Origin of the sequence: Pedococcus bigeumensis (assembly GCF_006438965.1) — a bacterium.
In the GTDB taxonomy this organism is placed as follows: domain Bacteria; phylum Actinomycetota; class Actinomycetes; order Actinomycetales; family Dermatophilaceae; genus Pedococcus; species Pedococcus bigeumensis_A.
Genome location: NZ_RCZM01000002.1, coordinates 16,662 through 39,103, shown reverse-complemented (window position 1 = coordinate 39,103; position 22,442 = coordinate 16,662). Strand labels below are relative to the sequence as shown.

Here is a 22,442-nt window from a genome sequence, read left to right as displayed (position 1 = left end):
GCCGCCCTATTCCGTATGCTGAGACGTCGCCTCTCGAGGTACCGCCACCTCGCGGTTCCTTCCGAACCAGACGATGGCCACGCCGAGCAGGAAGACAAGGATGCTCGTCCACACGTTGACCCGCACCCCGAGGATCTTGTTGGCGAAGTCGCTGCGCATCAGCTCGAAGACGATGCGGCCGATCGGGTAGCCGATGACGTACAGGCCGAAGAGCTGTCCCTTGCGCAGCGCCCAGCGACGGTCGGCGACCACGAGCACCAAAGCCAGCAGCAGGCACCACAGCGACTCGTACAGGAAGGTGGGTTGGTAGGTGCCGAGCACCAGGGCTTTGCCGCTGGCGTCACGGACGGCGTGCCCGGCCGACTGGTCCCACTGGTGGATGGTCAGGCCCCACGGGACGTCGGTCGCCCGGCCGTACAGCTCGTTGTTGAACCAGTTGCCCCACCGACCCAGGGCCTGGGCGATGGCGACACCCGGCGCGGCGGCGTCGATGTAGTCGAGGAACGACACACCGTGCCGTCGGGCCCCGATGTAGGCGCCGAGGGCACCCAGCGCGATGGCACCCCAGATGCCGAGGCCACCCTCCCAGATGTACAGCGCCTTGACCGGGCTCCCGCCGCTGCCGAAGTACGGCTCCGGGGTGGTGATGACGTGGTACATCCGGCCGCCGACGATCCCGAAGGGCACCGCCCAGGCCGAGATGTCGATGGCCTTCTCCTTGGCGTGGCCACGGTCCACGAGCCGCCGGCCGGTGATCCAGACGGCCACGACGATCCCGCTCAGGATGCACAGGGCGTAGGCCCGGATCGGGAAGGGGCCGAGGTGCCAGACCCCCGAGGTGGGGCTGGGGATGTTGGCGACCAGGCCCTCGATCAAGCGTGGAGTCATCACCGTGTCGCGGCTTTGACCTGGGCCGCCAGGCTGGCCTGGGTGAGGCCGGTCAGGTCGATCGCTTTGCCGTTCAGCTTGACGGTCGGGGTGCCGTTGACGCCGTCCTTCTCGGACTGGGTCTGCACCGACTCGACCCACTGGTTGTGCGACTTGGCGGTGTAGCACTGGTCCCACGTGGTGAGGGCCGTGCTGCTCAGCCCGGCCTGCACCGCGAACTGCTTGAGCTGGGCGTCGGTGTAGCCGGCACCCTCCTTCGCGGGCTGACCCTGGAAGGTCGCCGCGTGGTACTGCAGGAACTTGTCTGCGTCAGAGGCGCAGGCGGCCGCGTTGGCGGCGCGGTTCGAGGAGTCGTTACGCAGGTTGTCGTCGAGGAACGACAGCGGGTGCGCGACCAGCTTGATCTGGTTGGCCTTGACCATGTCGACGATCTGCAGCCCGAAGATGTCCTCGAAGCGCGCGCAGATCGGGCACTGGAAGTCCTCGTAGAGGTCCAGCGTCGGCACGGTGGCCGGTGCGCCCGGGTTCACGACCAGGCCGACCCCCATGGCTGCGACGTTCTTCGGCAGGGTCGACCCACCCGCCGTCGTGGCGGCCTTCTTGTCCTGGCTGCCCAGGACGACCGCCGTGATCACAGCGGCGATCACGAGGACGACCACCACGGTGGCCACCACGATGCGGTTGGCACCGCCCTGGCTGCCACCCTTGCCGCTCTTGCCTCCGCTGCGGATCCCACCCTTGGGGGCTGCCGCCTGGATCTTGGCCTTGCGGCTGGCGCTGCTGCTGGTCATGCGTGGGGCCTCTCGTGGTGCCGGTCGGGGCGCTGCTGTTCTGGGTCGTGCTGGTCCGGGTCGTGCTGGTCCGGGTCGTGCTGGTCCGGGTCGTGCTGGTCAGCCGTGCTGCTCGGGAACAGGAACCGCTCGAGGCTGAGCGCGGTCTGCGGCCGCGCGGCGAGCCAAGCGGCACAGGCCAGCAGCCCGAGGTCGCGGGCGATCTCCTGCGGATACTGCGTCTGGGAGGCCTGGATGGTTCCCCCGTGGCCGAAACAGCCGCAGTCGATGGACAGTCCGCGGGCCCACGCCGAGGCGATTCCGGCGATGAAGACCACCATCAGCACCCCGCCCACCACAGCGCTGAACCGGGTGAACAGGCCGAGCACCAGCAGGACTCCGATGGCGATCTCGAGGATGGGCAGGCCGTAGCCGAGGTAGCCGGCGACGTCGTAGGGCAACAGCTGGTAGGCGCGGACCGACCGGGCCGACGTCTCGAGGTGGCCGACCTTGAGCAGCCCGGCGACGAGGATGACGCCCCCCAGGACCAGCCGGGCCAGCAGCCCGATGACGTCGCGCAGCCGCGGGTTGGACAGTGCCGCCACGATCAGCGCCCGCTCCGGGCGCCCTCGGCCAGCTCCGCGACCAGCGCACGCAGGGTGGCGATGCCGCCCGCGAGGTCGTCCGCCTCGGTGAGGCAGCGCACGAGTGCCGAGCCGACGATCACGCCGTCGGCGTACGCCGCGACCTCAGCAGCCTGCGCACCGCCGGACACCCCGAGGCCGACGCACACGGGCTTGTCGGTGACCGCCTTGGTGCGGTTCACGATGACTGCTGCGGCGTCTCCCATCGACGTCCTCGCGCCGGTCACGCCCATGTGCGACACGGCATACACGAAGCCACGGCACTGGGCCGTCACGGCGGCGATGCGCTGCTCCGTGGAGCTCGGCGCAACGAGGAAGACGCGGTCGAGCCCGGTCTCGTCACTGGCCGCGATCCATTCGCCGCCCTCGTCGGGGATGAGGTCAGGCGTAATGATGCCGGCGCCACCTGCGGCGGCGAGGTCGTGCGCGAAGGCGGTCGGACCGTGCCGGAGGATGAGGTTCCAGTAGGACATCACCAACGGCGGGGCGCCGGCGTCACGAACGGCTCGCGTCGCGGCGAACGCGTCGTTGACCCGGACACCGCGCTTGAGGGCCTGGTCGGCGGCGTAGGCGATGACCGGCCCGTCCATGAGGGGGTCGCTGTAGGGAATGCCGACCTCGACGATGTCGACGCCGGACTCGACCATGGCGACCATGGCCTCGATCGAGCCCTCGACCGACGGGAAGCCGACCGGCAGGTAGCCGACCAGGGCTGCGCGGTTCTCCTCGCGACAGCGGGCCAGGACGTCGCTGACGCCGATGCCGGTGGTCGTGGCGCTCACAGCTGGGTCCTTCCGTCGCCCTCGGCACCCGGCTCGTCGGCCGTGCCGCTCGGCGTCGCGTCGCCGTCGATGAGGCCGAACCACTCGGCGGCCGTGTGCATGTCCTTGTCGCCGCGCCCGGAGAGGTTCACGAGCAGCAGGGCGTCCGGACCGAGCTCACGCCCGACCTCCATGGCGCCGGCGAGGGCGTGGGCCGACTCGATGGCGGGGATGATCCCCTCGGTGCGGCAGAGCAGCTCGAACGCCTTCATGGCCTGGTCGTCAGTGGCGTAGCGGTACTCGGCCCGGCCGGTGTCGCGCAGGTGGGCGTGCTCGGGACCGACGCTCGGATAGTCCAGACCGGCCGAGATGGAGTGGGACTCCAGGGTCTGGCCGTCGTCGTCCTGCATGAGGTAGCTGAAGGTGCCGTGCAGCACCCCAGGCGAGCTGGCTGCGAACCGGGCCGCGTGGCGTCCCGAGTCGATGCCCCCTCCCCCGGCCTCGACGCCGATCAGCCGGACCTCGGCGTCGTCGATGAACCGGTGGAAGATGCCCATGGCGTTGGATCCGCCACCGACACAGGCGATCACAGCGTCGGGCAACCGTCCGGTGAGGTCGAGCACCTGGGCGCGCGCCTCGACCCCGATGACCCGGTGGAAGTCGCGAACCATCTCGGGGAACGGGTGCGGTCCGGTCACCGTGCCGAGGATGTAGTGGGTGTCACCGACGTTGGTGACCCAGTCGCGCAGGGCGTCGTTGATGGCGTCCTTGAGGGTGGCGCTGCCGGTGGGGACCGCAACGACCTCGGCGCCGAGCATCCGCATGCGGGCGACATTGAGCGCCTGCCGCTCGGTGTCGACCTTGCCCATGTAGATGACGCAGTCGAGCCCCATGAGCGCCGCGGCGGTCGCAGTGGCGACGCCGTGCTGGCCGGCGCCGGTCTCGGCGATGACGCGGGTCTTGCCCATCCGCTTGGTGAGCAGCGCCTGCGCGAGGACGTTGTTGATCTTGTGCGAGCCGGTGTGGTTGAGGTCCTCGCGCTTGAGGATGATCCGGGCGTCGCCCGCGTGGGCGGCGAAGCGCGGCACCTCGGTGATGATGCTCGGCCGCCCGGTGTAGGTGCGGTGCAGCCGCTCCAGCTCGCCCATGAACTCGGGGTCCACCATCGCCTTGCGGCGAGCCTCGTCGAGCTCCTCCAGCGCCGGGATCAGCGCCTCGGGGACGTAGCGGCCGCCGAAGTCGCCGAAGCGACCCGGACGGGCCAGGGGTTCGGGGGTCAGACCGGTCATGTGGTGGCTCCCGCCGCGATGAGTTCGTATGCCGCGCGCCGGGGGTCGCTGCCCCGCACCAGTGCCTCGCCGACGAGGACCGCGTCGGCGCCTTCGGACGCGAAGCGTGCTGCGTCGGCAGGTCCCCCGACTCCCGACTCGGCGACCTTGACGCAGCTGTCAGGGATCAGGGGGGCAACGCGCGCAAAGGTGTCGGGGTCGACCGCGAGGGTCTTGAGGTTGCGGGCGTTGACGCCGATGACGGTGGCCCCGGCCTCGACGGCCCGCCGGGTCTCGTCCTCGTCGTGGACCTCGACGAGGGCAGTCATTCCGAGGTCGTGGGCGATGTCCTGCATGCGGACGAGGTCGGTCTGCGCGAGGGCCGCGACGATGAGGAGGATGAGGTCGGCCCCGTGGGCGCGCGCCTCGAACAGCTGGTAGTCCTCGACCATGAAGTCCTTGCGCAGCACCGGGATCCGCACGGCCTTGCGCACGGCGTCGAGGTCGTCGAGGGAGCCGTTGAAGCGACGTCGCTCGGTCAGCACGCTCACTGCGGTGGCTCCACCGGCCTCGTAGTCGGCGGCCAGCGCGGCCGGGTCGGCGATGGCCGCCAACGCCCCCTTGCTCGGGCTGGACCGCTTGACCTCGGCGATGAGCGACAGCCCGGGGCGCCGCAGGGCGGCTTCAGCATCGAGCGCGGGGGCGGCATCGGCCGCCAGCTCCTCGATGCGAGTGCGCGGCACGACGGCTTGCGCGGCGGCGAGGTCCTCGCGGACGCCTGCAACGATGTCGTCGAGCACGGTGGGCATGCCGACAGGCTATCCAGCAGAACTGGGTGTTCCCTGCCCGGGTCAGCCGGTGGACCGGCCGACGTGCGGGTCCCCCTTGCTCAGCCGGTGTTGTTGGTCAGCTGACGCCGACCTCGGGCTTGCCCGTGCTGTCCGGGGTGTCCACGCCGCCAAGGCTCTTGGCGCCGTAGCCCGCGAGGGACAGGACCTTGCCGGCCACGGCTCCCAGGACACAGATGACCAGCCCGATGACGAACAGGGCGGTGTTGGGCAGCACGACGGCCAAGGAGGCCACGGCCGATCCGACCAGGATGATCGCGACGGCCGTCCAGGCGGCGGTGCTGTGTCCGTGGTCTTCGTGGATCTCGTTCTCTGCCATGGGTCTGGCTCCTGCTGGTCGTGGGTGGGGCTGGGCGGGCTCGGCGCCCATTCTGTCAGGTGCTCGCCGACCCGTCGCGCGCCGTCGGGTCGTCGCCTGCGTCGAGCCGGTCCCAGTCGGTCGCGACGCGCTGGCCACGCGCGCCGGCGGAGGTGGACGGCGCCTCGTAGCGAGCACCAAGACCGCGCCACCTGCTGGCCCCGAGCCAGCCCAGGACGGCCGCCAGCACGAGCAGCAGGGAGGCCACGACACAGACCCAGGGCCACGCCGTGGCAATGGCATGCGTCTCCAATGACCCGGTGCGACCAGCGGCCTTGGCGGCGATGGGCCCGAGGGAGTCCTCGGGCGCCAGACCGACCCGCGCAGCCACGATGCCCTCCGCGATCCCGGCCAGCGCGAGGACCACGAGGGTGACGCGTCGCACCACAGCGCCGCTGGTGGCGCTGGCGAGGGCAGCGGCGGCACCGACCAGGGCGAGGGCCACCACACCCGTAGCGACCTCGCTACCGGTCCCCGAGAGGCGACTGGCACCCAGGACGGCGTCGTTGACCGTGCCGTTCACCCAGACCCGTCCTCCGCTGGCGAGCAGGACCCCGGCACCCACCAGGGCGAGCAGGACGACGGCGAGCTTGGAGGTCAGGCGTGACGCGTTCACTGGACGGTCCTCAGGGCTGCGGCTGTGGCAACGGCGCGCAGCGCGGCGGCGGCCTTGTTGACGGTCTCCTCGAACTCGGCGGTGGGCACCGAGTCGGCGACGATCCCCGCGCCGGCCTGCACGTGAGCCGTACCGTCCTTGATCACCGCGGTCCGGATGGCGATGGCCATGTCGAGGTCGCCGTGGAAGTCGAGGTAGCCCACGACCCCGCCGTACACGCCCCGTCGGCTGGGTTCGTAGTGCTCGATGAGGCTCAGCGCCCGTGGCTTGGGCGCGCCGGACAGGGTGCCGGCGGGGAACGTCGCGACGAGGACGTCGTAGGCAGACTGGTCGGCCCGGATGTCACCGACGACGGTGGACTCCAAGTGCGTCACGTGGGAGTAGCGGCGGACGTTCATGAACTCGACGACGTCGACCGTGCCCGCCTCGCAGACCCGCTGCAGGTCGTTGCGGCCAAGGTCGACGAGCATCACGTGCTCTGAGCGCTCTTTGGGGTCGGCCAGCAGGTCCTCGGCCAGCCACTGGTCCTCCTCGGGACTCTTGCCCCGCGGCCGGGAGCCGGCGATCGGGTGGGTGATGGCGCGACGCCCGGTCACCTTGACCAGCGCCTCCGGCGACGAGCCCACCACGTCGTAGGCCGTGCCGTCACCAGCCGGGAGCCGCAGGAGGTACATGTAGGGACTGGGGTTGGACGAGCGCAGCGCACGGTAGACATCCAGCGCGTCGGCCCGGCAGGGCGTCGAGAACCGTTGCGAGAGAACGACCTGGAACACCTCGCCCGCTCGGATGTCCTCCTTCGCCTGCTCGACCAGCTCCTCGAACTCGCCCTGGGTGATGTTGCTGCTCACCTCGCCGCGGGCCGCCGCGAACTCCTCACGGTCGACCGTGGCGACGGTGCTCAGCGCCGGGGCAGCGAGGTCGCTGGTCATCACGTCGAGGCGCCCGACCGCGTCGGCCCAGGCGTCCTCGACCCGCTCGTCGGTGGCGTCGTAGTTGACCGCGTTCGCCACGAGGAGCACGGACCCGTCGGCGTGGTCGAGCACCGCCAGGTCCGTCGCCAACATCATCGAGATCTCCGGCAGGCCGAGCTCGTCGGGCAGGGTGTCCGGCACGCGCTCCCAACGCCGCACCGCGTCATACGTGATCGCACCGACCATGCCACCGGTGAGGGGTGGCAGCCCCTCGATGGGCTCGGTCGCGAGGGCGGCGACGGTGTCGCGCAGCGCGTCGAGCGGGCTGCCGTCGGTGGGCACGCCGACCGGCGGCTCCCCCACCCAGTGGGCCTGACCGTCCTTCTCCGTCAACGTCGCCCGGCTCGCGGCGCCCACGATGGAGTAGCGCGACCAGACCCCGCCATGCTCGGCGGACTCGAGCAGGAAGGTGCCCGGGGCGTCCTTCGCCAGCTTGCGGTAGACCCCGACCGGGGTCTCGGCGTCGGCCATCAGGCGGCGCACCACCGGGATGACCCGACGGTCCTTGGCGAGGATCTGGAAGGTCTCGAGGCCGGGCCAGGTCGTGCCGAAGGACAGGTCGGGGCTGACGTCGGTCACGGCGCGGCCACCTGCGCGCCAAGGTCGCCCGCGTCGAAGCAGGTTTGGTCACCTGTGTGGCAGGCTGCGCCGACCTGGTCGACGCGCACCAGCAGTGCGTCGCCGTCGCAGTCGAGCGCCACGGAACGCACGTGCTGGACGTGACCGCTCGTGTCGCCCTTGCGCCAGTACTCGCCCCGGCTGCGCGACCAGAAGGTCACGCGCCCCTCCCCCAGGGTGCGGCGCAGCGCCTCGTCGTCCATCCAGCCGAGCATCAGCACCTCACCGGTGTCGTGCTGCTGGACGATGGCGGCCACGAGCCCTGCGGCGTCGCGCTTGAGCCGCGCGGCGATGGCGGGGTCGAGGACTGCGGGAGAGGTCACCCGGCCATTCTGCCGTGCGCGCCCGGGCGCGGTCGGGTCGCCCACCATGCGACGGGTATGCCGGGTGGTCCCCGGCCGCACCACGCCGGCCCCCCGGGCCGACGGCGATGCCGCAAGTCTGGTCAGGAGTCGCGGACCACGCGATAGCGCAGGTGGGTGGCGTCGCGTCCCTCGACTGCGCGCACCGCCTCGAGCTCGACGGGCTGGGCGAGGTCGTCGAGCATGTCGAACAGCCGCCGCCCGGCCCCGAGCAGGACCGGGACGACATGGACCTCGATCTCGTCGAGCTCCCCGGCCCGGATGAGCGCCTGGGCAGCTCCCGCGCCGTGGACCATCACGTCCTTGCCGTCAGCGCCTTCCCTGGCGGCAGCGGCGCACGCTGCGACGTCGGTGTAGAACCGCGCAGACCCAGGTGGCACGTCATCGTCGTCCACCTGGTGGGTCAACACGAGGATCGGGACACCGTCGTGGTGGTCACCGTTCCAGCGCCCGGCCAGCTCGAAGGTGCGCCGACCGGAGAGGATCGCCCCGGTCGCCATGCTCTCGGCGTAGACATCGTGGTTGGGACCTGGGCTGTTCCGGTCGTCGAGCCAGTTGAAGAGCCGGAAGCCCCCGCGCCCCATCTCCTGACCGGGACGGTCCTCCGGACCGGCGACGAAGCCATCGAGCGACATGGTCATGTCGAGGCGTATCGAGGTCATCTGTGAGTCTCCTTGTTCGACTTCGCGGTTGTCGGTTTGTTCGTCTCGGGCGGTGCCTCAGTCTCGAAGGGGGCCGGCTGGTCGAAGTCCCCGCGCGTCATCGTCACCGGTGGCCCGCCGGCCACTGGACGAGCTCGAGGCGGTGGCCATCAGGGTCGAGCACCTCCGCGGTGAGCGGCCCGTCAGGACCCCCGGGAGACTCGACCCCGCCGACGTCGACGCCGGCCGCAGCCAGGTCGCGCCACTGGCCGCGAGGTCGTCGACCTGGATCGCCAGGTGGTCGAACCCACCGGGGACCACGGGGCCACCGTCGGGTCTGTCGACCAGTTCCAAGGACACTTCGTCGTCCCACGGCCAGGCCAGCATGGCCATCTGTACCCCAGAGTCCCCCGTGACGTGCCCGACCGCCTCCAGCCCCACGGACGTGTAGAACGCGAGGGACGTGTCCAGGTCGCTGACGCGAAGTGCCGGAAATAGGATCTTCATGGGGGTATCGACCCCGATCGGGGGAAGAACTCATCGGGCGGGGGTCGGCGCGGCCAGCCGACCTCGCTTGATCGCATTTGCGGGCCGCACGCTCTGAGGCTCCCAGCGATGGTGATGGTTGCGAGCACAATGGCGGGATGAGGAAGAAGTGGTCTGATCTCAGTCCGGGTGCCCGTCGCGCGATCGGGAGCGTGGCCGTGCTTGAGGGAGTATTCAAGGCGGTGGCCCTGGTTGACCTGGCGCGTCGTCCGGCCGCACAGGTGCGCGGCAGCAAGGTGGCGTGGGCGACAGCCATCACGGTGGTCAACTCTGCGGGCGTGGTCCCGCTGGCGTACTTCCTCCGAGGGCGCCGCCCCTGATGCCCTGCGAACCCCCTGTCCATGGTTCGCCGGACTTCACCTGCGGTCGGCACGATGAGTGTGCGTTGCCGATGCCACAATCACTGGGTGGCGCCCCTGGATGGATTGCATGGTGAGAGGGATCGAGCGGAGTCGTTCGGGTCTGCCGCCGAGCAGTACGACCGTTATCGGCCTGGGTATCCGTCCGCGTTCATCGACGAGCTGATGTCCCTGAACCCGGCGAATGCCCTGGACATCGGATGCGGGACCGGAAAGGTCGCCGTGTCGCTGATGGAGCGCGGACTGCCCGTGTTGGGGTTGGAGCCGGACGTCCGGATGGCCGACGTGGCGACGCGGCATCGCATTCCGGTTGAGGTCGACTCCTTCGAGTCATGGGACCCTGCGGGTCGCACGTTCGACCTGTTGACGGCAGGACACTCCTGGCATTGGGTCGATCCCGCGATCGGCCTCGGGAAGGCAGCGTCGGTCACGGTTCCGGGCGGCACCGTCGCGCTGTTCTGGAACTACCACGTCCTGGACGGGACCCTTCTGGCCGCCTTTGATGAGGCGTACCGAGCCCACGCCCCTGAGCTGGATGTTGTCGGGCGAGATCCGAGCGACAGTGGCGCCCAGGACACCGATCCCTTCGCGGGCAGCCCTGACTTCCGATCACTCGGAAGCCGGACCTACCGGTGGCCACGAGTCCTGGACGCGCACGAGTGGACAACGATGCTGGCCACCTTCAGCGATCACGCCCGGCTCGGCGAACGTCGACTGCGCGATCTCCAGGTGGCGCTGCAGGGTGCCATCGAGCGGGCGGGTGGCGTGGTCCAGAGCCAGTGCGGCACCTACGTCTGGATGGCGCGGCGACTCGATGGCCCAGCCGATCGGCAGTGACCGCCTGAACCCGCAAGCATGAGCGGTGCGACGGGCCGTGGGCGTTGCTATGCGGAGGCTCTCAGACGCTCGAGGGCGGCTAGGACGAGGTCGAGGCCGAAGATGAACTCCTCTGCCGGGTCGTAGCTGGCAGCGACGAGCGCCGCGGCGGATTCGTTGAGGTAAGGGAACTCGTCAGGAGGAAGCTGGGGCAGGAAGACGTCCTCGGCCATGTCCGCGAACTCATCGGCGGTGTCGAACGGCAGGCTGGCTGCCTGCAGGGCAAAGCCGTAGACGTAGCCGTCGAGCAACCAGTTGGCATGCGTCGCCATCAAGACCGAGAAGCCAGCCCTCCGTAGGCAGGCGGTGACCGCTTCGCGGTGGCGGAGGTGCGCGGGCCCCGGCGATGTACGCGACTCCATCAGGCCGATCGCCCAAGGGTGGCGTGCGAGAACCTGTCGGGCCGATTCCGACCGCTGTCGCATCGCCGACTGCCAGTCGGCCCTCTCAGGCGGGAGCTCGATCTCCTCGAACACGACGTCGATCATTGCGTCCAGCAACTCCTCCTTGCCCGCCACGTAGTGGTACAGCGACATCGCGCCGGCGCCGAGCGCACCAGCCAACCGGCGCATGCTCAGCCCCTCGACCCCCTCGCGGTCGGCAAGCCGGATCGCCTCTACCACCACCCGCTGCTTGCTCAGCCCCACGTCTGACGCGACCTGACGGTGCTTCCCTACAGCCACGTGTCTCCTCGCTCGCTCCAACGGTTTGACAATCGTACGTCGTACGCTCATAGTACGGCGTACGAGTACGGTGTACGAGAGGGCCGCTGCCGAGGGAAGAACCCAGAGCCATCCGGACGAAGACGCCGAACCTCCTGGACACACCAACCGACTGGAACCGAGGAGCACGAGGATGAGATCACCGCAGGACACCGCCACCACCCAGGGCCGCAGCCGGTCGGATCGAGGCCGGCTGGTCGGCGTCGCGGCGATAGCGTTCGCGGTGTCGGTGGTGATCGAAAACGCGGTGCTGGCGGGAACGGGCGCACCGTCCTATGGCGCACCGATCAAGGAAGTTCTGGCCTACTACGCGGCCAACCGCGACTCAGTCGCGATCGCGTCCGGTCTGGTGGCCCTGTACCTGCCGCTGCTGCTCGTGTTCGTGACGGGCCTGCACAGCCTGGTCGAGCGGCGCGGCGGGGAGGGCGCCGACTGGTCGCGACTCGCCGTTGCCACTGGCGCGGCGCTGTCGGCCATCTTCGTGCTGGTCAACGTGCTTCAGATCGGGCTCGCCCTCTCCGCCGGCGGGCTCCCCGAGGTGATGCCCGCGTTCGAGCTCATTTGGCAGGTTCACGCGGCGGCGTTCGCCCTGGCGCTGCCGATGCTCGGCGCCACCTCTATCGGGGCGGCCCTCGCCGCGCACGAGAGCGGGCTGACTCCGGCCTGGCAGCGCCTGCTGGGCCTGGTTGGCGGGAGCCTGCTGCTCGTCGCGGGGGTCGGGAATCTTGCGATCGCCGACGGCTCGGCGCTGATCTTCGTGGGGCTCCTCGGGTTCGCCGCCTGGCTCGTCTGGCTGCTCGTGACCGGCGTGCGTCTCGTCCGGTCGTGACCAAGGTGAGGGCAGCGCTGAGGTCGCGCACGCTGGCAAGGACTCCGTGGAGGGCCGCCGGGGGCGAGTCGGGGGCTGGGCAGCGCGGCCAGTTGCGCAGTCGACATCGATGCAGGCTGGAATGCAGTGGAAGTATCGAACCCGACATGGCGTCACCTCACGCAGCGACACACGGCAAAGCCCGACCCCGCCCGCCGCCAACGCGGTCAGGCCCTCGGACCACACGACGCTAGACGGAACCCGTGCCGGGCCAGCGGCCGAAGCGGTGGCAAGACGCCCTTCACGCATCGCGGCACGAGCGGAATGTCGCGTGTCAGTCGAACTCCGATTCGCTCACCAAGCCGATAAGGACAATGGCTCGACCCAGTGGATCGCGCCAGGTGGATCGCGCCAGGAGCAGGAATGATGTCCCCTGGGGCCGCTTCGACACGCGCCGGGGCGGTCAGCTCGGTCACCCAGCCCGGGTTGGCTAAGGGTCGACGACAAGGAGGAAGCGATGCGCAACGAGGACATGCAGCGATTGAGTGTCCTGGTCGGACAGTGGCGGACGACGATGCGAAATGCGTGGTTCCTTGAGCCGGCGGGGCTAGAGGTGCCAGGCTCGGCGACAGTCGAATGGCTCGGCGACGCGTTCGTGGTCTTCCGTTGGACAATGGAGGGCGATGTCGGAAGCGCAACGAGCGAGATGGTTTTGGTGCTCGGTCGCAGCGACGCGCGCGATGCGTACACGGCCATGTATCACGACGAGCGGGGGGTCTGCCGGGTCTTCGCAATGACCTTCGTCGACTCGCAGTGGGTCCTGAGTCGCGAGGACCCTGACATGTTCCAGCGATTCATCGCGGACGTGGGGTCGCACCGAGTAGCGGGTCGCTGGGAGGCGTCCGACGATCACGGAGCCACCTGGCGCAAGGACTTCGACCTCATCTTCGAGCGTGCGTAGGAATCGAGGGCCAATTTCGCCGCGAACCAACTTTCAGGAGCGTCAAGACTGGTTGGCGTCGTGCACGATCATCGCGATGTGCACCCGGTTGGCGACGTCAAGTTTGGTGAGCAGGCGCGATAGGTGTGACTTGACGGTGCCCTCGCTCATGCAGAGCGAGCCGGCCACCTCCGCGTTCGAAGCACCGGGTCTAACCGCGACCGCGACTTCATGTCAACGGCTGACTCGAGCCAGGAAAAGGGTCACTCCTGGGGTCGTGAGCGTGCATCCCCTGGGGCAGTATCTGCGCACCTCGGCAGCCACGATGCCGTTCTCTACGACATGCAGGTTCGTGCCGCACTCGGGGCACGGTGTCGCAGTGACTCGCACATGGTTGGGCATGTGCACGAAGCTACTTCGTAGGCGGGACCAAGTCCCCCCTTAGATGGACTAGCCTCTCACCCCACCATCTGACCTAGACCGTGCGCACGACTAGGCAGATGCGTTGACTGGGAGATGGTGGCACGACGAGTGTGCCCTTCCCCTCCCCCATGCCCCTGGGTCGAGGAGAGTCGCTCAGTCCGGTAGAGGGTGCTGTCGAGATGTGGTGGGACCGCGCGCCCTGCCTGGAGGGGACGTCGACAGGGAAGGCAGTCGATAGACAGACTGCCGCTGTCGTGAATCGTGGAAGCCCTCTGTCAGGGAAGTCGCAAGGAACTCCCCCGACACAACCGAAATCCGACTCACATAGACCGAGAGAGGTCCACCGTTCGGCTGACTCCATGCCGGCTAGATAGACGATGGGCCATCACCCGAACAGCCTGTTCATTTCGGGCAAATCGGGACAGTGAGGGATCTGGCTTTACCGCGCCTTTACGTGGTGATGACTGTTTCTTGACTTAGTTCTAGAGTTCGAGATGTGCCGCAGGACGATCTTGGGGAAGGTCGACTAGGGGCCAAACAGGGGTAGGGCTTTGGCTGGTCTGGTCGCTGCAGGGGGAAACGTGACCAGACCAGCCAAAACCCGAAATGGGGGTGTTCCACACGCCAATGAACGTCTGGCGACGGACATCCGAGCCCATGTGAGCCTCCCCTCCTAGCCGCTCAACATGGCGAACTCACCGGTCGGACTGTGGCCGGCATTCGGCCACCCTGACTCCATTGCGGCTACTAGACGATTCACGTAGGGCCGGTGTCTGGCCAGACTCGGTCTAGGTGATCGGCGGACAGCTCTCCATGCGGCTGCCCACCAGGTTCGTCGGTGTGGCTCACTATCGGTTTGCGGCCCGCCGGTCGCCGTGACGAGGCGTGGCTCAAGAAGGGACTGCCCTGCTCGTAGTAGCACTGCCCACCTCGCCGTCCACCACGGAACGAGTACAGGCGGGAGCAGCACATGGAGCACGTGGTCATCGGGGTGGATCCCCACAAGCTGTCGGCGACGATCGAGGTCGTCGACCAACGCGAACAACTGCTCGGCTCGGGACGGTTCACGACCGACCGGGCTGGCTTCACGGCGATGCGCGCGTACGCCAAGGCATGGCCGGATCGGACCTGGGCGGTCGAGGGCGCGAACGGTGTCGGACGACCGCTGGCACAGCGACTGCTCGAGTCCGGGGAGCAGGTGGTCGATGTCCCGGCCAAGCTCGCCGCCCGGGTCCGTCTGTTCGACTCCGGTCACAACCGCAAGACCGACGCCCACGATGCGCACTCGATCGCGATGGTCGCGGTGCGCACCAAGGGCCTTCGGGTATTGCAGGTCGACGGCGAGCTCGAGGCGCTGCGGATGCTGGTCGAGCGCCGCGAGGCCTTGACCCGGCGACGCGTCCAAACGGTCGACCGGCTGCAAGCCCTGCTGGCGGAACTCCTTCCAGGACAAGCCAAACGCGACCTGACCACCGGTCAGGCCAAGACCATGCTGGCTACCGTGCGCCCGCGTGACATCGCCGGGAAGACCCGCCGACGGATCGCGGTCGAGGAGCTGGCGGAACTGGTCGCGGTCGAGGCGAAGATGAAGAAGGCCACCGCCGAGCTCAAGGCGATCGTGCTCGCCCGCGGCTCGCACCTGATGGACCTGCACGGCGTCGGACCCGTCGTCGCAGCGCGTGTCCTGGCCGACGTCGGCGACGTCGCCCGGTTCGCCGACCGCAACCGGTTCGCGTCCTGGACCGGCACCGCACCCCTGGACGCCTCATCCGGTGAGCAGACCAGGCACCGGCTCTCCCGGGCCGGGGACCGACGGGTCAACCACATGATCCACATCGCCGCGATCAGCCAGATCCGCCTCGACACCGATGGGCGGACCTACTACCGGCGCAAGCGAGCCGATGGCAAGAGACCCCTGGAGGCGTTGCGGTGTCTCAAACGGCGCATCTCCGACGCCATCTTCCGACAGCTGCTCGCCGACGCCGCGGCCCCACAAGAACATGTGGAGGCGGGCCCGGGAGGGCACCGCGGGGCGACTCAAGAATCCAGCGCGGCCGGTTCTCACCCGCACACCGACACTTCGGATCAGCCACATCCCGGACCCGCACCCACGACGCTACGCCGCCCGCTCACGGCGCGGAAGAGACAGCTCGACCCGATCAGTTGACAACAGAAGGGAGCCGATATGACGCGGTTGAATTCGTTGCTTTGTCCTCAGTAGCGGTCAGTCCTTCGCAGTGCCGGTGGTCTGCCGTCAGGGTCCTGGACCACGTCCAGTGGCAACGCTGCCCAGTTACGCTCACGCGCGGTGAGCTGAGGCAGTGGCAGCCGGCGGAGTCGCCCGGGGGGTCGCGTTCCTTGCCTCCCACCTGCATGCCAGTCGTCGAGCCCAGCGGCGTGGGCGGCGTACGCCCCGAACATCCCGGCAGGATCGACGCAGTCACTCATGGTCGCCTCAAGTCCACGACTGGCCACCTGTTCGAGCCTGTCAAGATGCTCCGCGCCGAGGGTGAGCCGCAGGTCCCGGGCGTAGTCCTCATCCAGGACGACGGCAGTGAGTTCTGAATCGTGCGTCCACGAGCGGCGACTCAAGTTGTCCGAGCCGGTGCTGGCCCAGGTGTCATCGATGATGCAGACCTTGGCGTGCACGTAGACGGGGACCCCGGCGTGGTTTTCCAAGCCGTATGCCGCGACGCGTCCGGGAGCGGCTTGCATCAGCCGTCCGATCGCACGGTGACGACCGAGAAGCTGTGGCACACGGTTGATTCCGTCGAGATCCGGCACGAGCGGGATGACGACGATCAGGCGCAGCTCCGGCCGCGCCCGCAGCTGTCCCTCGAAGACTCGCGCGACGTCATGGCCCCAGAAGTACTGGTCCTCGACGTAGATGATGTCCTGCGCCTGCCCCACGGCCTTGCGGTAGCCACGGGCGACGCTGCGCTCGCCGCCCTTGGCAAAGGGGTAGTCGCGGCCCAAGGACAGGTGGGGATAGGTCCTCAGGAGCTGCACGGTATGGGAGCCGGCAGGTTCCGGAGGCGGCCACTGGGCGGGGAGATGGTCGGGCGCGCTGTCCAGGCCACGGAGCCTGTCGGCCACTCGCCGCCACGGGGAACGTGACAGCGGCGCGGGATCATTCCAACGCTCCCTGAAGACGGTCTCGACGTCGTGGACGGCGGGCCCGTGGATCGCGACCTGTACGTCATGCCAGGGCGGGTGTGCGCCGTACTCCTTGGTCAGCGGCTGCGACTGCGTATCGCCGTGGTGCGCGGCGTCGTCTCGCCGGTTGTGGGCCAGGTCGATACCGCCAACGAACGCCACGTCGGAACCGGAGTCGTCACGGTGACGGATCACGACGAACTTCTGGTGGTGGGAGCCTCCCACGCGCACACGCATGTCGAGGAGCACCACCGCGCCCCGCCTTTGCAGCTGCTCGCCGAGGTGACGGTTCTCGGTCGCGAAGAACCCGGTCTTGTCCAGGTGGGAGCGCCACACCAGGCCGCGGACGATGACACCTCGCTGGTCCGCGCGGGACAGCACCTCCACCACCTCGCTACCGGGCATCCCAGTGAGTTGCTCGTCCGCATCGCCCTGCCAGTCGGTGAAGAACACCACGTCGCCAGGTCGTGTCGCCTCGAGCGCGTCGTGCAGGGCTTGGAAGTAGGTCGCTCCATGGATGAGCGGCTGGACATGGTTGCCCTGGGACCACGCCCCGTCGCCATCGTGCAGGTCATCGAGCCGGGTCCGCGGATTCGCCCGCTCCATCTGGGTCAGCAACCACTCGGCTGGGTCCGCCATGCCCTGAGCATGCCGCATCGACGATCCGGCGCGGACTTCCTGTGCATTGCTGGGGTGGTTGGTGCTGCAGATGCCGGCCGCCAGACCTGCCGGGCATCCCGGCTCCGACCTTTACGGCGGGGTGCTGAACTGCTGGACGTCGGCAGGGCGGCGGCTGTCCCGACGGGCGTCAGCCGGAGTGCGTCCGCTTCCGCTCTTCAGGATCGCTCCATTGAGCGTCGCACTCCAGGCATCGCCAGCCGGGCTGAGTCGTGGGTGGGTCGCCGTGGTTCGTGGGCTTGGGCAGACGAATGGCCGTCACCTTCACGTTTTCGCAATTCGGGCATGTCACTGTGCTGTCTGACCTTTCGATGTTCCCCGAAGGGTTTCGGCATCACCAGGAACGCCGCGGACGTCCCGGTGCGGGGAATCCAAGAATTGGTGCTGCGTCCTTGTTGAGCGTCTCAGCTCGAGGCCCCCAGGGCCGCAGCAAATGGCTCGTACCCTTACCTACCGCCCGACAAACCTGGCGGATCGCGCGCATACTCCCCTCACAACCACGTCGGCCGGCGACCGCGGTTAGACGCCCGGCTAACGCGCCTCCTCGTGCCGTCTCGTGCCGTCTCTTGGGAGACTGGTCGCATGACGGGACCTGATCGTGACCGGGACACCGATGGCCGCGCACGCCAGGCGAGGCCTCGCGACGCTCTGGGCCGACCGCTGCCCTATGGGGCCAAGGGGGTCGAGCCTGTGTCGGAGGAACCTTTGCCTCCCCAAGAGACACTTGCGGCAGCTCGAGAACTCGTGAGAGCAGGCCGCCCGTTCTCAGCCCACGAGGTGCTGGAGGCCCGGTGGAAGGCGGGACCGGTCGAGGAACGTGACCTGTGGCAGGGGCTGGCGCAGGTCTGTGTTGCCTTGACGCATGCGGCTCGCGGAAATCGGGTTGGAGCCGATCGACTCTTCGAACGTGCCGCGGGGCGGTTGACAGCATTTGCCGCGACCAGACGCTGGGCCTACGGCCTTGACTTGGATGCCGTCGTGGAGCGTGCGCGAGCTTACGGAACGCTCTGAGCCGCAGTCCGCTTCGCGGTGGTAGGACGCACCGCTCGGAGCGCGGCATGTGAGTGCGTTTCTGCACCTGGCTGTCGGAGCGCCTTCGCCGTAAGAACGTCGGTGATGCTCCTTATGCTGACCACATGGCTGAGGGCAAGCAGTTGGTGGAGCAGGACCTGCGCGGCGCGCGGTTCGTCGAGTGCGACTTGTCGGATGTGGTGATGCGCGGCGTCGAGATCGCTGGAATGGATATCGATGCCCCTTGGCTCAGTAACGGGCCCGGGTTACTGGTAAATGGCGTTGACGTGACCCCGTTCGTCGAGCAGGAGCTGGATCGCCGCTTCCCTGGACGCAGCGAGCGACGGGCGGAGAGCCCGGCGGGTCTGCAAGAGGCATGGAACACCGTGGACAAGGCGTGGGACTCGGCGATCGAGCGAGCAGCGGCGCTACCCCCGGGGTCCGTCGACGTCAGGGTCGATGATGAGTGGTCTTTCGCAGAGACACTGCGTCACCTGGTGTACGCCACCGACATCTGGCTGGGCAAAGGCGTGCTGGGACTCGAGGAGGCCAACTTCCACCCCCTGGGTCTCGGGCACGGCAGCAGTGGCTTCGAGGCGCGGCCCTTTGAGGACGTCCTGGCCGCACGCGCGGACCGGGCCGCGATGGTGCGCGACTTCCTGGCCACGATCACCAACGAGGTGCTCGACCAGGAACACCGCAACCCGCACAACCCGGCCGAGGCCGAGAGCGTTCGCCAATGCCTGCACGTGATCCTTGAAGAGAGTTGGGAACATCTGCGATTCGCGATGCGTGACCTTCACGCGATCGCGCACGCCTGACGACGTCCGCACATCGATCTGCCTCGCGGCGGAATGACGCACTTGACTATGGGCCGCCGGAGTCCGCGACCCAGTGCCGCGCTTCCACCCAAGCGGGTGCGCTCAAAGCGGTTCTGATGTGGTCGTGGCAGCTGCTCGTCGACGCTATGGCGGCGATCCTGGTGGAGGAATTGTCCGCCGTCAGGGCCAACGCCTCCCTCTCGGTTCCCACGAGCAGCCAACACACTGGCGAGAGCACGAGTGCCCGAGCACCTGGCTGAGCACCAACGAGAGAACGGACGGCGAACAACTTGAACGGTGCCGTTGGTCGTGACTGATGCGACCCAGACGTCCCAGCAAAGCAGTGGCAGCAGGGCGGCAAGGAGGCCGGTGAAGGAGCTGCGCCTCAGAACGGCACGAACGTCGCCATCAGCCCCGTGCCATGAGCGCGTCCGGACAGGATCCTGCAAAACTCCTCGGCGTCCAGACTGATCGCCTCCCCGTTCGTGCCGGACGACCAGTGGCCTCCCGCAGGACCCGTCAGGGTGAGGCTGTAGGGCCGCCCATGGCGCATGCCCCATTCGGCAACGACGTCGGTGACGAGGACGCCGTCGTGGCCGCGGGTCAGCTCCATCGGGCGCCCAAGCGCCTGGGCGATGTCACTGCGGTGCATCCAGGGGTCGCGGGTCAGGATCGTGTCGACCAGGAAACCGACCGTCCAGCGTTCAGGGGTGGCGCCGTCCGGGCCTCGGTCGACGATGGTCCTCGCCCGCATCAGCGCGGGTCGGCGCCGGCGCCCGGCGGCTGCCTTTGGCCCGATGCGATCGACCGCGGCAACCAGCTCGGGGACGCTCAGGTGCTGGTGCTTGCGGACTTGCAGGTCGGTGAGCTCATCGATCTGGGGGCGCCCCGACCGCTTCGCCGCGCGGCTCGCGCGGATCTGCTGGCGCGCCATCTCGGGAAGCGACGAGGCGAGCTCGGCCATGCCGAGCGTGTGTCCGGCCATGTCGCGGACCGTCCAGCCGGGACAGCTGGTGGGCGCCCGCCACTCTTCCTCGGCAAGACCGCCGAGGACGTGCGCGAAGCGGGAGTACTCCTCGGCCGCGAGCTTCATGGCGGCCTCGCGGTCGAGCCGACTGTCGTGGATCGTTCCCTGGCCGGTGGTCTGCGTGGGCATAGCGGTCTCCTCACAATCCGAAGTGGTCGGCGAGCATGCCGATAGCCCGGTCGAGCTGCCGTGTGTAGCGGTCGCCTCCGGGGTCGTTGGCCAGTTGGGCGTCGACGAGACCGCCGACGACCGCGGAGAAGAGGTCGAGGTCTTCCTCCGCAGTCAGCCCGATCGTGGCGAAATGGTCCCTGCTGAGCTCCCACACCGCGACCGAGGGCAGGTATGCCGCAGGGCTGGGTCGGAAGTCCGCGCTGATGCGGGCGTTCATCAACTGGTTGCGGGACTGGTCGGCAACGGCGTAGTCGACGTAGGCGCGGGCCATGACCGTGATAGCTGCTCGCGGATCGTCTGGGAGTCCGGCGTCCCGGGCCGCACGCATGGTGTCGAGACAGCCCTGCCAGGCCTGGCCGAACATCGCGTCGTAGATGGCGTTCTTGGACGCGAAGTGGGAGTAGAGGGAAGGTGGGCGCATCCCCACCCGGTCGGCCACGTCCTTGAGAGTCAGGGCCGCGATCCCCTTCTCCTGGGCCACGGCCCACGCTGCGTTGAGGATCTCTGCTCGTGTGGCCTCACGCCGTTCGGCCACCCTATCGCGCGTAGGTATACCTACCATGATTAGGAGAATGACACCCGGCTCATCACATGTCAATACCCCACAACCGCTCGTCCCGCTACAGCCCACCAATCTGAGTGCCCAAAAGCACCGGAAGTGGGGACTGCCCGGCTCGCAGCATGACCCGACCCTGCCTGCTTGATGACACACTCAAGCGCATGGTTCGCCAAGGCTGGCAGCGACAGCGCTCCGGCCTGGCTGTCAGCAAGAGTGCGGGAAGTGGAGGCTGAAACCTGGTCCGGGATCGGCGAGCGACTCGGACGCCTTGGGTACTGGGAGTTCGAGGACTATCGCGCCTGACCGGACCTACAGACAGAGACATCCCCCTACCCAACTCGCGGCGGAAAGCCGCACATTGGTGGCGGCCTCCAGGCATCAGGACACAACATCAGGCTTGATTGCGGGCGCCACTCTTGGACGAGCCTCGCTAGGTCGGCGACCCTCTGGGCGACCCCTTTCAAGTGCCTCCGGTCCGAGCCGAGAACTGCCGGGACTGACGCGGTCTCAATGCACAGGTAGAGGCGGCTCGACCCACCACGGGCGGTCGTCGTGGCTGATCCGAACGACCCACTTGACCCAGTGGTACCCGCGTCGACCGGGGACTACCAGACGGGCAGGCGCCCCGTGCGCCGGGGAGAGACTGACGCCGTCGATCGCTGTGGCCAGGAGCAGCTGGTCGGTCAGCGGCAGTCGTCGGGAGTATCCCGTCGCGCTGGTCACATCGACCGTTCCCCCGGCCCCCGGCGGCAGCAGCCTGCTCAAGCGCACCCCTGACCACTCCTGTTCGGTCCACCACCCGCCCGTGCAGTCCAGGACCGCCACCTGCCGGTCCTGCCACCGGGCAAGCTCAGCCAACGACCAGTCGCGCGAGGAGCCGCCCGCTGTCACGGCCAGCCGCCAAGACGTCAGGTCGAGCTCGGGCACCTGGTCGAACAGCCACGACGTGGCAGGGATCGCCGTGACCGAGGACGACGCGAGCTGGAACGACCCGGTCGGCCGACGTATGCCGCGCCGAGCCGTGAGCGCCCCGGTCGCCTGGACGCCTGCCTCGAGCATGATGGCGACGGCGGTGAGCACGCCTAGCCGGACGAACGAGCGACGCGACAGGTCTGTCCGGCGCGAGCGGACGCGACGCTGCAGCGCGTGAGCAACCGTCAGGACCACGGCGAGGATGCCGACACCCACGTGCAGCTGCAGGGTGGTGACAGTCGAGCTGGCAAACAACACACCGACGACGTGGACGATGCCGGTGACCAGGGCCAGAACCACACTGATGCCCAGCACCAAGGACGTGACCCGCCCAGGCCGCTGTTGCCGCCCCGCCCGGCGTAGCACCCTGCGTACGACCGGCGACTTCCACGGCACGAGGACAACCACGAGGAGGGCGACGACTCCGTGGAGGATGGCGACCGGCCAGACCGGTCCGCTGCCCAGCACGAACATCATGAACCCGGTCGCGGCCGCCAGCGGGACCACGACCAACAAGGCCAGGTTGGCCAGTCGACCGTTCATTGGCGTCTGGCTGCACCCTTCCAGCGAAAGCTTCACCCTGCCATCCTGTACCCGACCCGTGCGGTCGACATCACCCCCGACAAGC

25 protein-coding genes and 1 pseudogene are annotated in these 22,442 nt (G+C 68.5%); 8 read left to right on the top strand and 18 right to left on the bottom strand.

Features of this window, described 5'->3' with window-relative positions; translation table 11 throughout:
• Window positions 1-6: 6 nt before the first annotated feature.
• From lgt to EAH86_RS05095, 12 genes are all read right to left on the bottom strand, one after another.
• Complete coding sequence (gene lgt, locus EAH86_RS05150) at window positions 7-888, bottom strand: prolipoprotein diacylglyceryl transferase (RefSeq protein WP_140737592.1); 882 nt, start codon at window positions 886-888, stop codon at window positions 7-9.
• Window positions 888-1,679, bottom strand: coding sequence for a DsbA family protein (locus EAH86_RS05145; protein ID WP_140737591.1), 792 nt, complete (start codon window positions 1,677-1,679; stop codon window positions 888-890). Before EAH86_RS05145 ends, lgt begins: the two co-directional genes overlap by 1 nt.
• A complete protein-coding gene (locus EAH86_RS05140) occupies window positions 1,676-2,263 on the bottom strand; it encodes a DoxX family protein (RefSeq protein ID WP_241668212.1) in 588 nt (195 codons plus the stop codon). The genes EAH86_RS05145 and EAH86_RS05140 overlap by 4 nt, the downstream gene beginning before the upstream one ends.
• A 2-nt stretch (window positions 2,264-2,265) precedes the next feature.
• Window positions 2,266-3,084, bottom strand: coding sequence for a tryptophan synthase subunit alpha (gene trpA, locus EAH86_RS05135; protein WP_241668211.1), 819 nt, complete (start codon window positions 3,082-3,084; stop codon window positions 2,266-2,268).
• Window positions 3,081-4,352, bottom strand: a complete 1,272-nt coding sequence (gene trpB / locus EAH86_RS05130; RefSeq protein WP_140737589.1) for a tryptophan synthase subunit beta — start codon at window positions 4,350-4,352, stop codon at window positions 3,081-3,083. Before trpB ends, trpA begins: the two co-directional genes overlap by 4 nt.
• The gene (gene trpC, locus EAH86_RS05125; protein WP_140737588.1) at window positions 4,349-5,140 is read right to left on the bottom strand and encodes an indole-3-glycerol phosphate synthase TrpC; all 792 of its coding nucleotides are present in this window, start codon (window positions 5,138-5,140) and stop codon (window positions 4,349-4,351) included. The genes trpB and trpC overlap by 4 nt, the downstream gene beginning before the upstream one ends.
• 97 nt (window positions 5,141-5,237) lie before the next feature.
• Window positions 5,238-5,498 carry an HGxxPAAW family protein gene (locus EAH86_RS05120; protein ID WP_140737587.1) on the bottom strand — a complete coding sequence of 87 codons (261 nt, stop codon included), beginning with the start codon at window positions 5,496-5,498 and terminating at the stop codon, window positions 5,238-5,240.
• Window positions 5,499-5,553: 55 nt separating this feature from the next.
• Complete coding sequence (locus tag EAH86_RS05115) at window positions 5,554-6,153, bottom strand: Trp biosynthesis-associated membrane protein (RefSeq protein WP_140737586.1); 600 nt, start codon at window positions 6,151-6,153, stop codon at window positions 5,554-5,556.
• Window positions 6,150-7,703 (bottom strand): anthranilate synthase component I, encoded by a 1,554-nt coding sequence (locus EAH86_RS05110; protein ID WP_140737585.1) that lies wholly within the window; start codon window positions 7,701-7,703, stop codon window positions 6,150-6,152. Before EAH86_RS05110 ends, EAH86_RS05115 begins: the two co-directional genes overlap by 4 nt.
• Window positions 7,700-8,113 (bottom strand): phosphoribosyl-AMP cyclohydrolase, encoded by a 414-nt coding sequence (hisI, locus tag EAH86_RS05105; RefSeq protein ID WP_425325214.1) that lies wholly within the window; start codon window positions 8,111-8,113, stop codon window positions 7,700-7,702. Before hisI ends, EAH86_RS05110 begins: the two co-directional genes overlap by 4 nt.
• Window positions 8,114-8,187: 74 nt before the next feature.
• Window positions 8,188-8,766 (bottom strand): dihydrofolate reductase family protein, encoded by a 579-nt coding sequence (locus EAH86_RS05100; RefSeq protein WP_140737583.1) that lies wholly within the window; start codon window positions 8,764-8,766, stop codon window positions 8,188-8,190.
• Between the two features lie 57 nt (window positions 8,767-8,823).
• The gene (locus EAH86_RS05095; protein WP_206665746.1) at window positions 8,824-9,252 is read right to left on the bottom strand and encodes a VOC family protein; all 429 of its coding nucleotides are present in this window, start codon (window positions 9,250-9,252) and stop codon (window positions 8,824-8,826) included.
• A gap of 137 nt (window positions 9,253-9,389) precedes the next feature.
• Between EAH86_RS05095 and EAH86_RS05090 the strand changes: the two genes are divergently transcribed.
• Together EAH86_RS05090 and EAH86_RS05085 are read left to right on the top strand one after the other, a co-directional pair.
• Window positions 9,390-9,611, top strand: a complete 222-nt coding sequence (locus EAH86_RS05090; RefSeq protein ID WP_140737582.1) for a DUF5652 family protein — start codon at window positions 9,390-9,392, stop codon at window positions 9,609-9,611.
• Window positions 9,612-9,698: 87 nt separating this feature from the next.
• Entirely contained in the window at window positions 9,699-10,487 is a 789-nt protein-coding gene (locus EAH86_RS05085) for a class I SAM-dependent methyltransferase (protein WP_206665745.1), read from the top strand.
• 47 nt (window positions 10,488-10,534) lie between these two features.
• Here the strand turns inward: EAH86_RS05085 and EAH86_RS05080 are convergent, their stop codons facing one another.
• Window positions 10,535-11,173: a TetR/AcrR family transcriptional regulator gene (locus EAH86_RS05080; RefSeq protein ID WP_241668210.1), complete on the bottom strand. Its 639-nt coding sequence runs from the start codon at window positions 11,171-11,173 to the stop codon at window positions 10,535-10,537.
• 298 nt (window positions 11,174-11,471) lie between these two features.
• On the opposite strand from EAH86_RS05080, the gene EAH86_RS05075 reads away from it, so the two are divergent.
• On the top strand, window positions 11,472-12,077 hold the full coding sequence (locus EAH86_RS05075) for a DUF4386 family protein (RefSeq protein WP_241668209.1): 606 nt from the start codon (window positions 11,472-11,474) through the stop codon (window positions 12,075-12,077).
• A 496-nt stretch (window positions 12,078-12,573) separates the two neighbouring features.
• Entirely contained in the window at window positions 12,574-13,017 is a 444-nt protein-coding gene (locus EAH86_RS05070; protein WP_140737579.1) for a hypothetical protein, read from the top strand.
• Between the two features lie 42 nt (window positions 13,018-13,059).
• On the opposite strand, the pseudogene EAH86_RS05065 reads toward EAH86_RS05070, so the two are convergent.
• A pseudogene (locus EAH86_RS05065) lies at window positions 13,060-13,200 on the bottom strand (response regulator transcription factor); the annotation flags it as partial.
• A gap of 1,189 nt (window positions 13,201-14,389) precedes the next feature.
• On the opposite strand from EAH86_RS05065, the gene EAH86_RS05060 reads away from it, so the two are divergent.
• Window positions 14,390-15,586 carry an IS110 family transposase gene (locus EAH86_RS05060; RefSeq protein WP_140737577.1) on the top strand — a complete coding sequence of 399 codons (1,197 nt, stop codon included), beginning with the start codon at window positions 14,390-14,392 and terminating at the stop codon, window positions 15,584-15,586.
• A 47-nt stretch (window positions 15,587-15,633) separates the two neighbouring features.
• Here the strand turns inward: EAH86_RS05060 and EAH86_RS05055 are convergent, their stop codons facing one another.
• Window positions 15,634-17,214, bottom strand: a complete 1,581-nt coding sequence (locus tag EAH86_RS05055; protein WP_140737576.1) for a phospholipase D-like domain-containing protein — start codon at window positions 17,212-17,214, stop codon at window positions 15,634-15,636.
• 621 nt (window positions 17,215-17,835) lie between these two features.
• Between EAH86_RS05055 and EAH86_RS05050 the strand changes: the two genes are divergently transcribed.
• A complete protein-coding gene (locus EAH86_RS05050) occupies window positions 17,836-18,264 on the top strand; it encodes a DUF309 domain-containing protein (RefSeq protein ID WP_140737575.1) in 429 nt (142 codons plus the stop codon).
• Between the two features lie 125 nt (window positions 18,265-18,389).
• Window positions 18,390-19,085, top strand: coding sequence for a DinB family protein (locus EAH86_RS05045; protein WP_140737574.1), 696 nt, complete (start codon window positions 18,390-18,392; stop codon window positions 19,083-19,085).
• 385 nt (window positions 19,086-19,470) lie between these two features.
• Here EAH86_RS05045 and EAH86_RS05040 read toward each other — a convergent pair whose 3' ends face one another.
• Together EAH86_RS05040 and EAH86_RS05035 are read right to left on the bottom strand one after the other, a co-directional pair.
• On the bottom strand, window positions 19,471-20,241 hold the full coding sequence (locus tag EAH86_RS05040) for a maleylpyruvate isomerase family mycothiol-dependent enzyme (RefSeq protein ID WP_206665744.1): 771 nt from the start codon (window positions 20,239-20,241) through the stop codon (window positions 19,471-19,473).
• 10 nt (window positions 20,242-20,251) lie between these two features.
• Complete coding sequence (locus EAH86_RS05035) at window positions 20,252-20,818, bottom strand: TetR/AcrR family transcriptional regulator (protein WP_161988566.1); 567 nt, start codon at window positions 20,816-20,818, stop codon at window positions 20,252-20,254.
• 168 nt (window positions 20,819-20,986) lie between these two features.
• Here EAH86_RS05035 and EAH86_RS21005 point away from each other — a divergent pair, with 168 nt between their 5' ends.
• Entirely contained in the window at window positions 20,987-21,145 is a 159-nt protein-coding gene (locus EAH86_RS21005) for an Imm8 family immunity protein (RefSeq protein ID WP_425325220.1), read from the top strand.
• A gap of 204 nt (window positions 21,146-21,349) precedes the next feature.
• Here EAH86_RS21005 and EAH86_RS05025 read toward each other — a convergent pair whose 3' ends face one another.
• Entirely contained in the window at window positions 21,350-22,357 is a 1,008-nt protein-coding gene (locus tag EAH86_RS05025) for a molybdopterin-dependent oxidoreductase (RefSeq protein WP_161988565.1), read from the bottom strand.
• Window positions 22,358-22,442 lie beyond the last annotated feature (85 nt).

Bases quoted from the DNA above. Each gene is read 5' to 3' on its own strand.
- EAH86_RS05070 (WP_140737579.1), top strand. From the start codon at position 12,574: ATGCGCAACGAGGACATGCAGCGATTGAGTGTCCTGGTCGGACAGTGG.
- EAH86_RS21005 (WP_425325220.1), top strand. From the start codon at position 20,987: ATGACACACTCAAGCGCATGGTTCGCCAAGGCTGGCAGCGACAGCGCT.
- EAH86_RS05095 (WP_206665746.1), bottom strand. From the start codon at position 9,252: ATGAAGATCCTATTTCCGGCACTTCGCGTCAGCGACCTGGACACGTCC.
- EAH86_RS05120 (WP_140737587.1), bottom strand. From the start codon at position 5,498: ATGGCAGAGAACGAGATCCACGAAGACCACGGACACAGCACCGCCGCC.
- EAH86_RS05090 (WP_140737582.1), top strand. From the start codon at position 9,390: ATGAGGAAGAAGTGGTCTGATCTCAGTCCGGGTGCCCGTCGCGCGATC.
- trpB (WP_140737589.1), bottom strand. From the start codon at position 4,352: ATGACCGGTCTGACCCCCGAACCCCTGGCCCGTCCGGGTCGCTTCGGC.
- EAH86_RS05025 (WP_161988565.1), bottom strand. From the start codon at position 22,357: ATGAACGGTCGACTGGCCAACCTGGCCTTGTTGGTCGTGGTCCCGCTG.
- EAH86_RS05100 (WP_140737583.1), bottom strand. From the start codon at position 8,766: ATGACCTCGATACGCCTCGACATGACCATGTCGCTCGATGGCTTCGTC.
- EAH86_RS05060 (WP_140737577.1), top strand. From the start codon at position 14,390: ATGGAGCACGTGGTCATCGGGGTGGATCCCCACAAGCTGTCGGCGACG.
- EAH86_RS05040 (WP_206665744.1), bottom strand. From the start codon at position 20,241: ATGCCCACGCAGACCACCGGCCAGGGAACGATCCACGACAGTCGGCTC.
- trpC (WP_140737588.1), bottom strand. From the start codon at position 5,140: ATGCCCACCGTGCTCGACGACATCGTTGCAGGCGTCCGCGAGGACCTC.
- EAH86_RS05055 (WP_140737576.1), bottom strand. From the start codon at position 17,214: ATGGCGGACCCAGCCGAGTGGTTGCTGACCCAGATGGAGCGGGCGAAT.
- hisI (WP_425325214.1), bottom strand. From the start codon at position 8,113: ATGGTGGGCGACCCGACCGCGCCCGGGCGCGCACGGCAGAATGGCCGG.
- EAH86_RS05145 (WP_140737591.1), bottom strand. From the start codon at position 1,679: ATGACCAGCAGCAGCGCCAGCCGCAAGGCCAAGATCCAGGCGGCAGCC.
- EAH86_RS05050 (WP_140737575.1), top strand. From the start codon at position 17,836: ATGACGGGACCTGATCGTGACCGGGACACCGATGGCCGCGCACGCCAG.
- lgt (WP_140737592.1), bottom strand. From the start codon at position 888: ATGACTCCACGCTTGATCGAGGGCCTGGTCGCCAACATCCCCAGCCCC.
- EAH86_RS05045 (WP_140737574.1), top strand. From the start codon at position 18,390: ATGGCTGAGGGCAAGCAGTTGGTGGAGCAGGACCTGCGCGGCGCGCGG.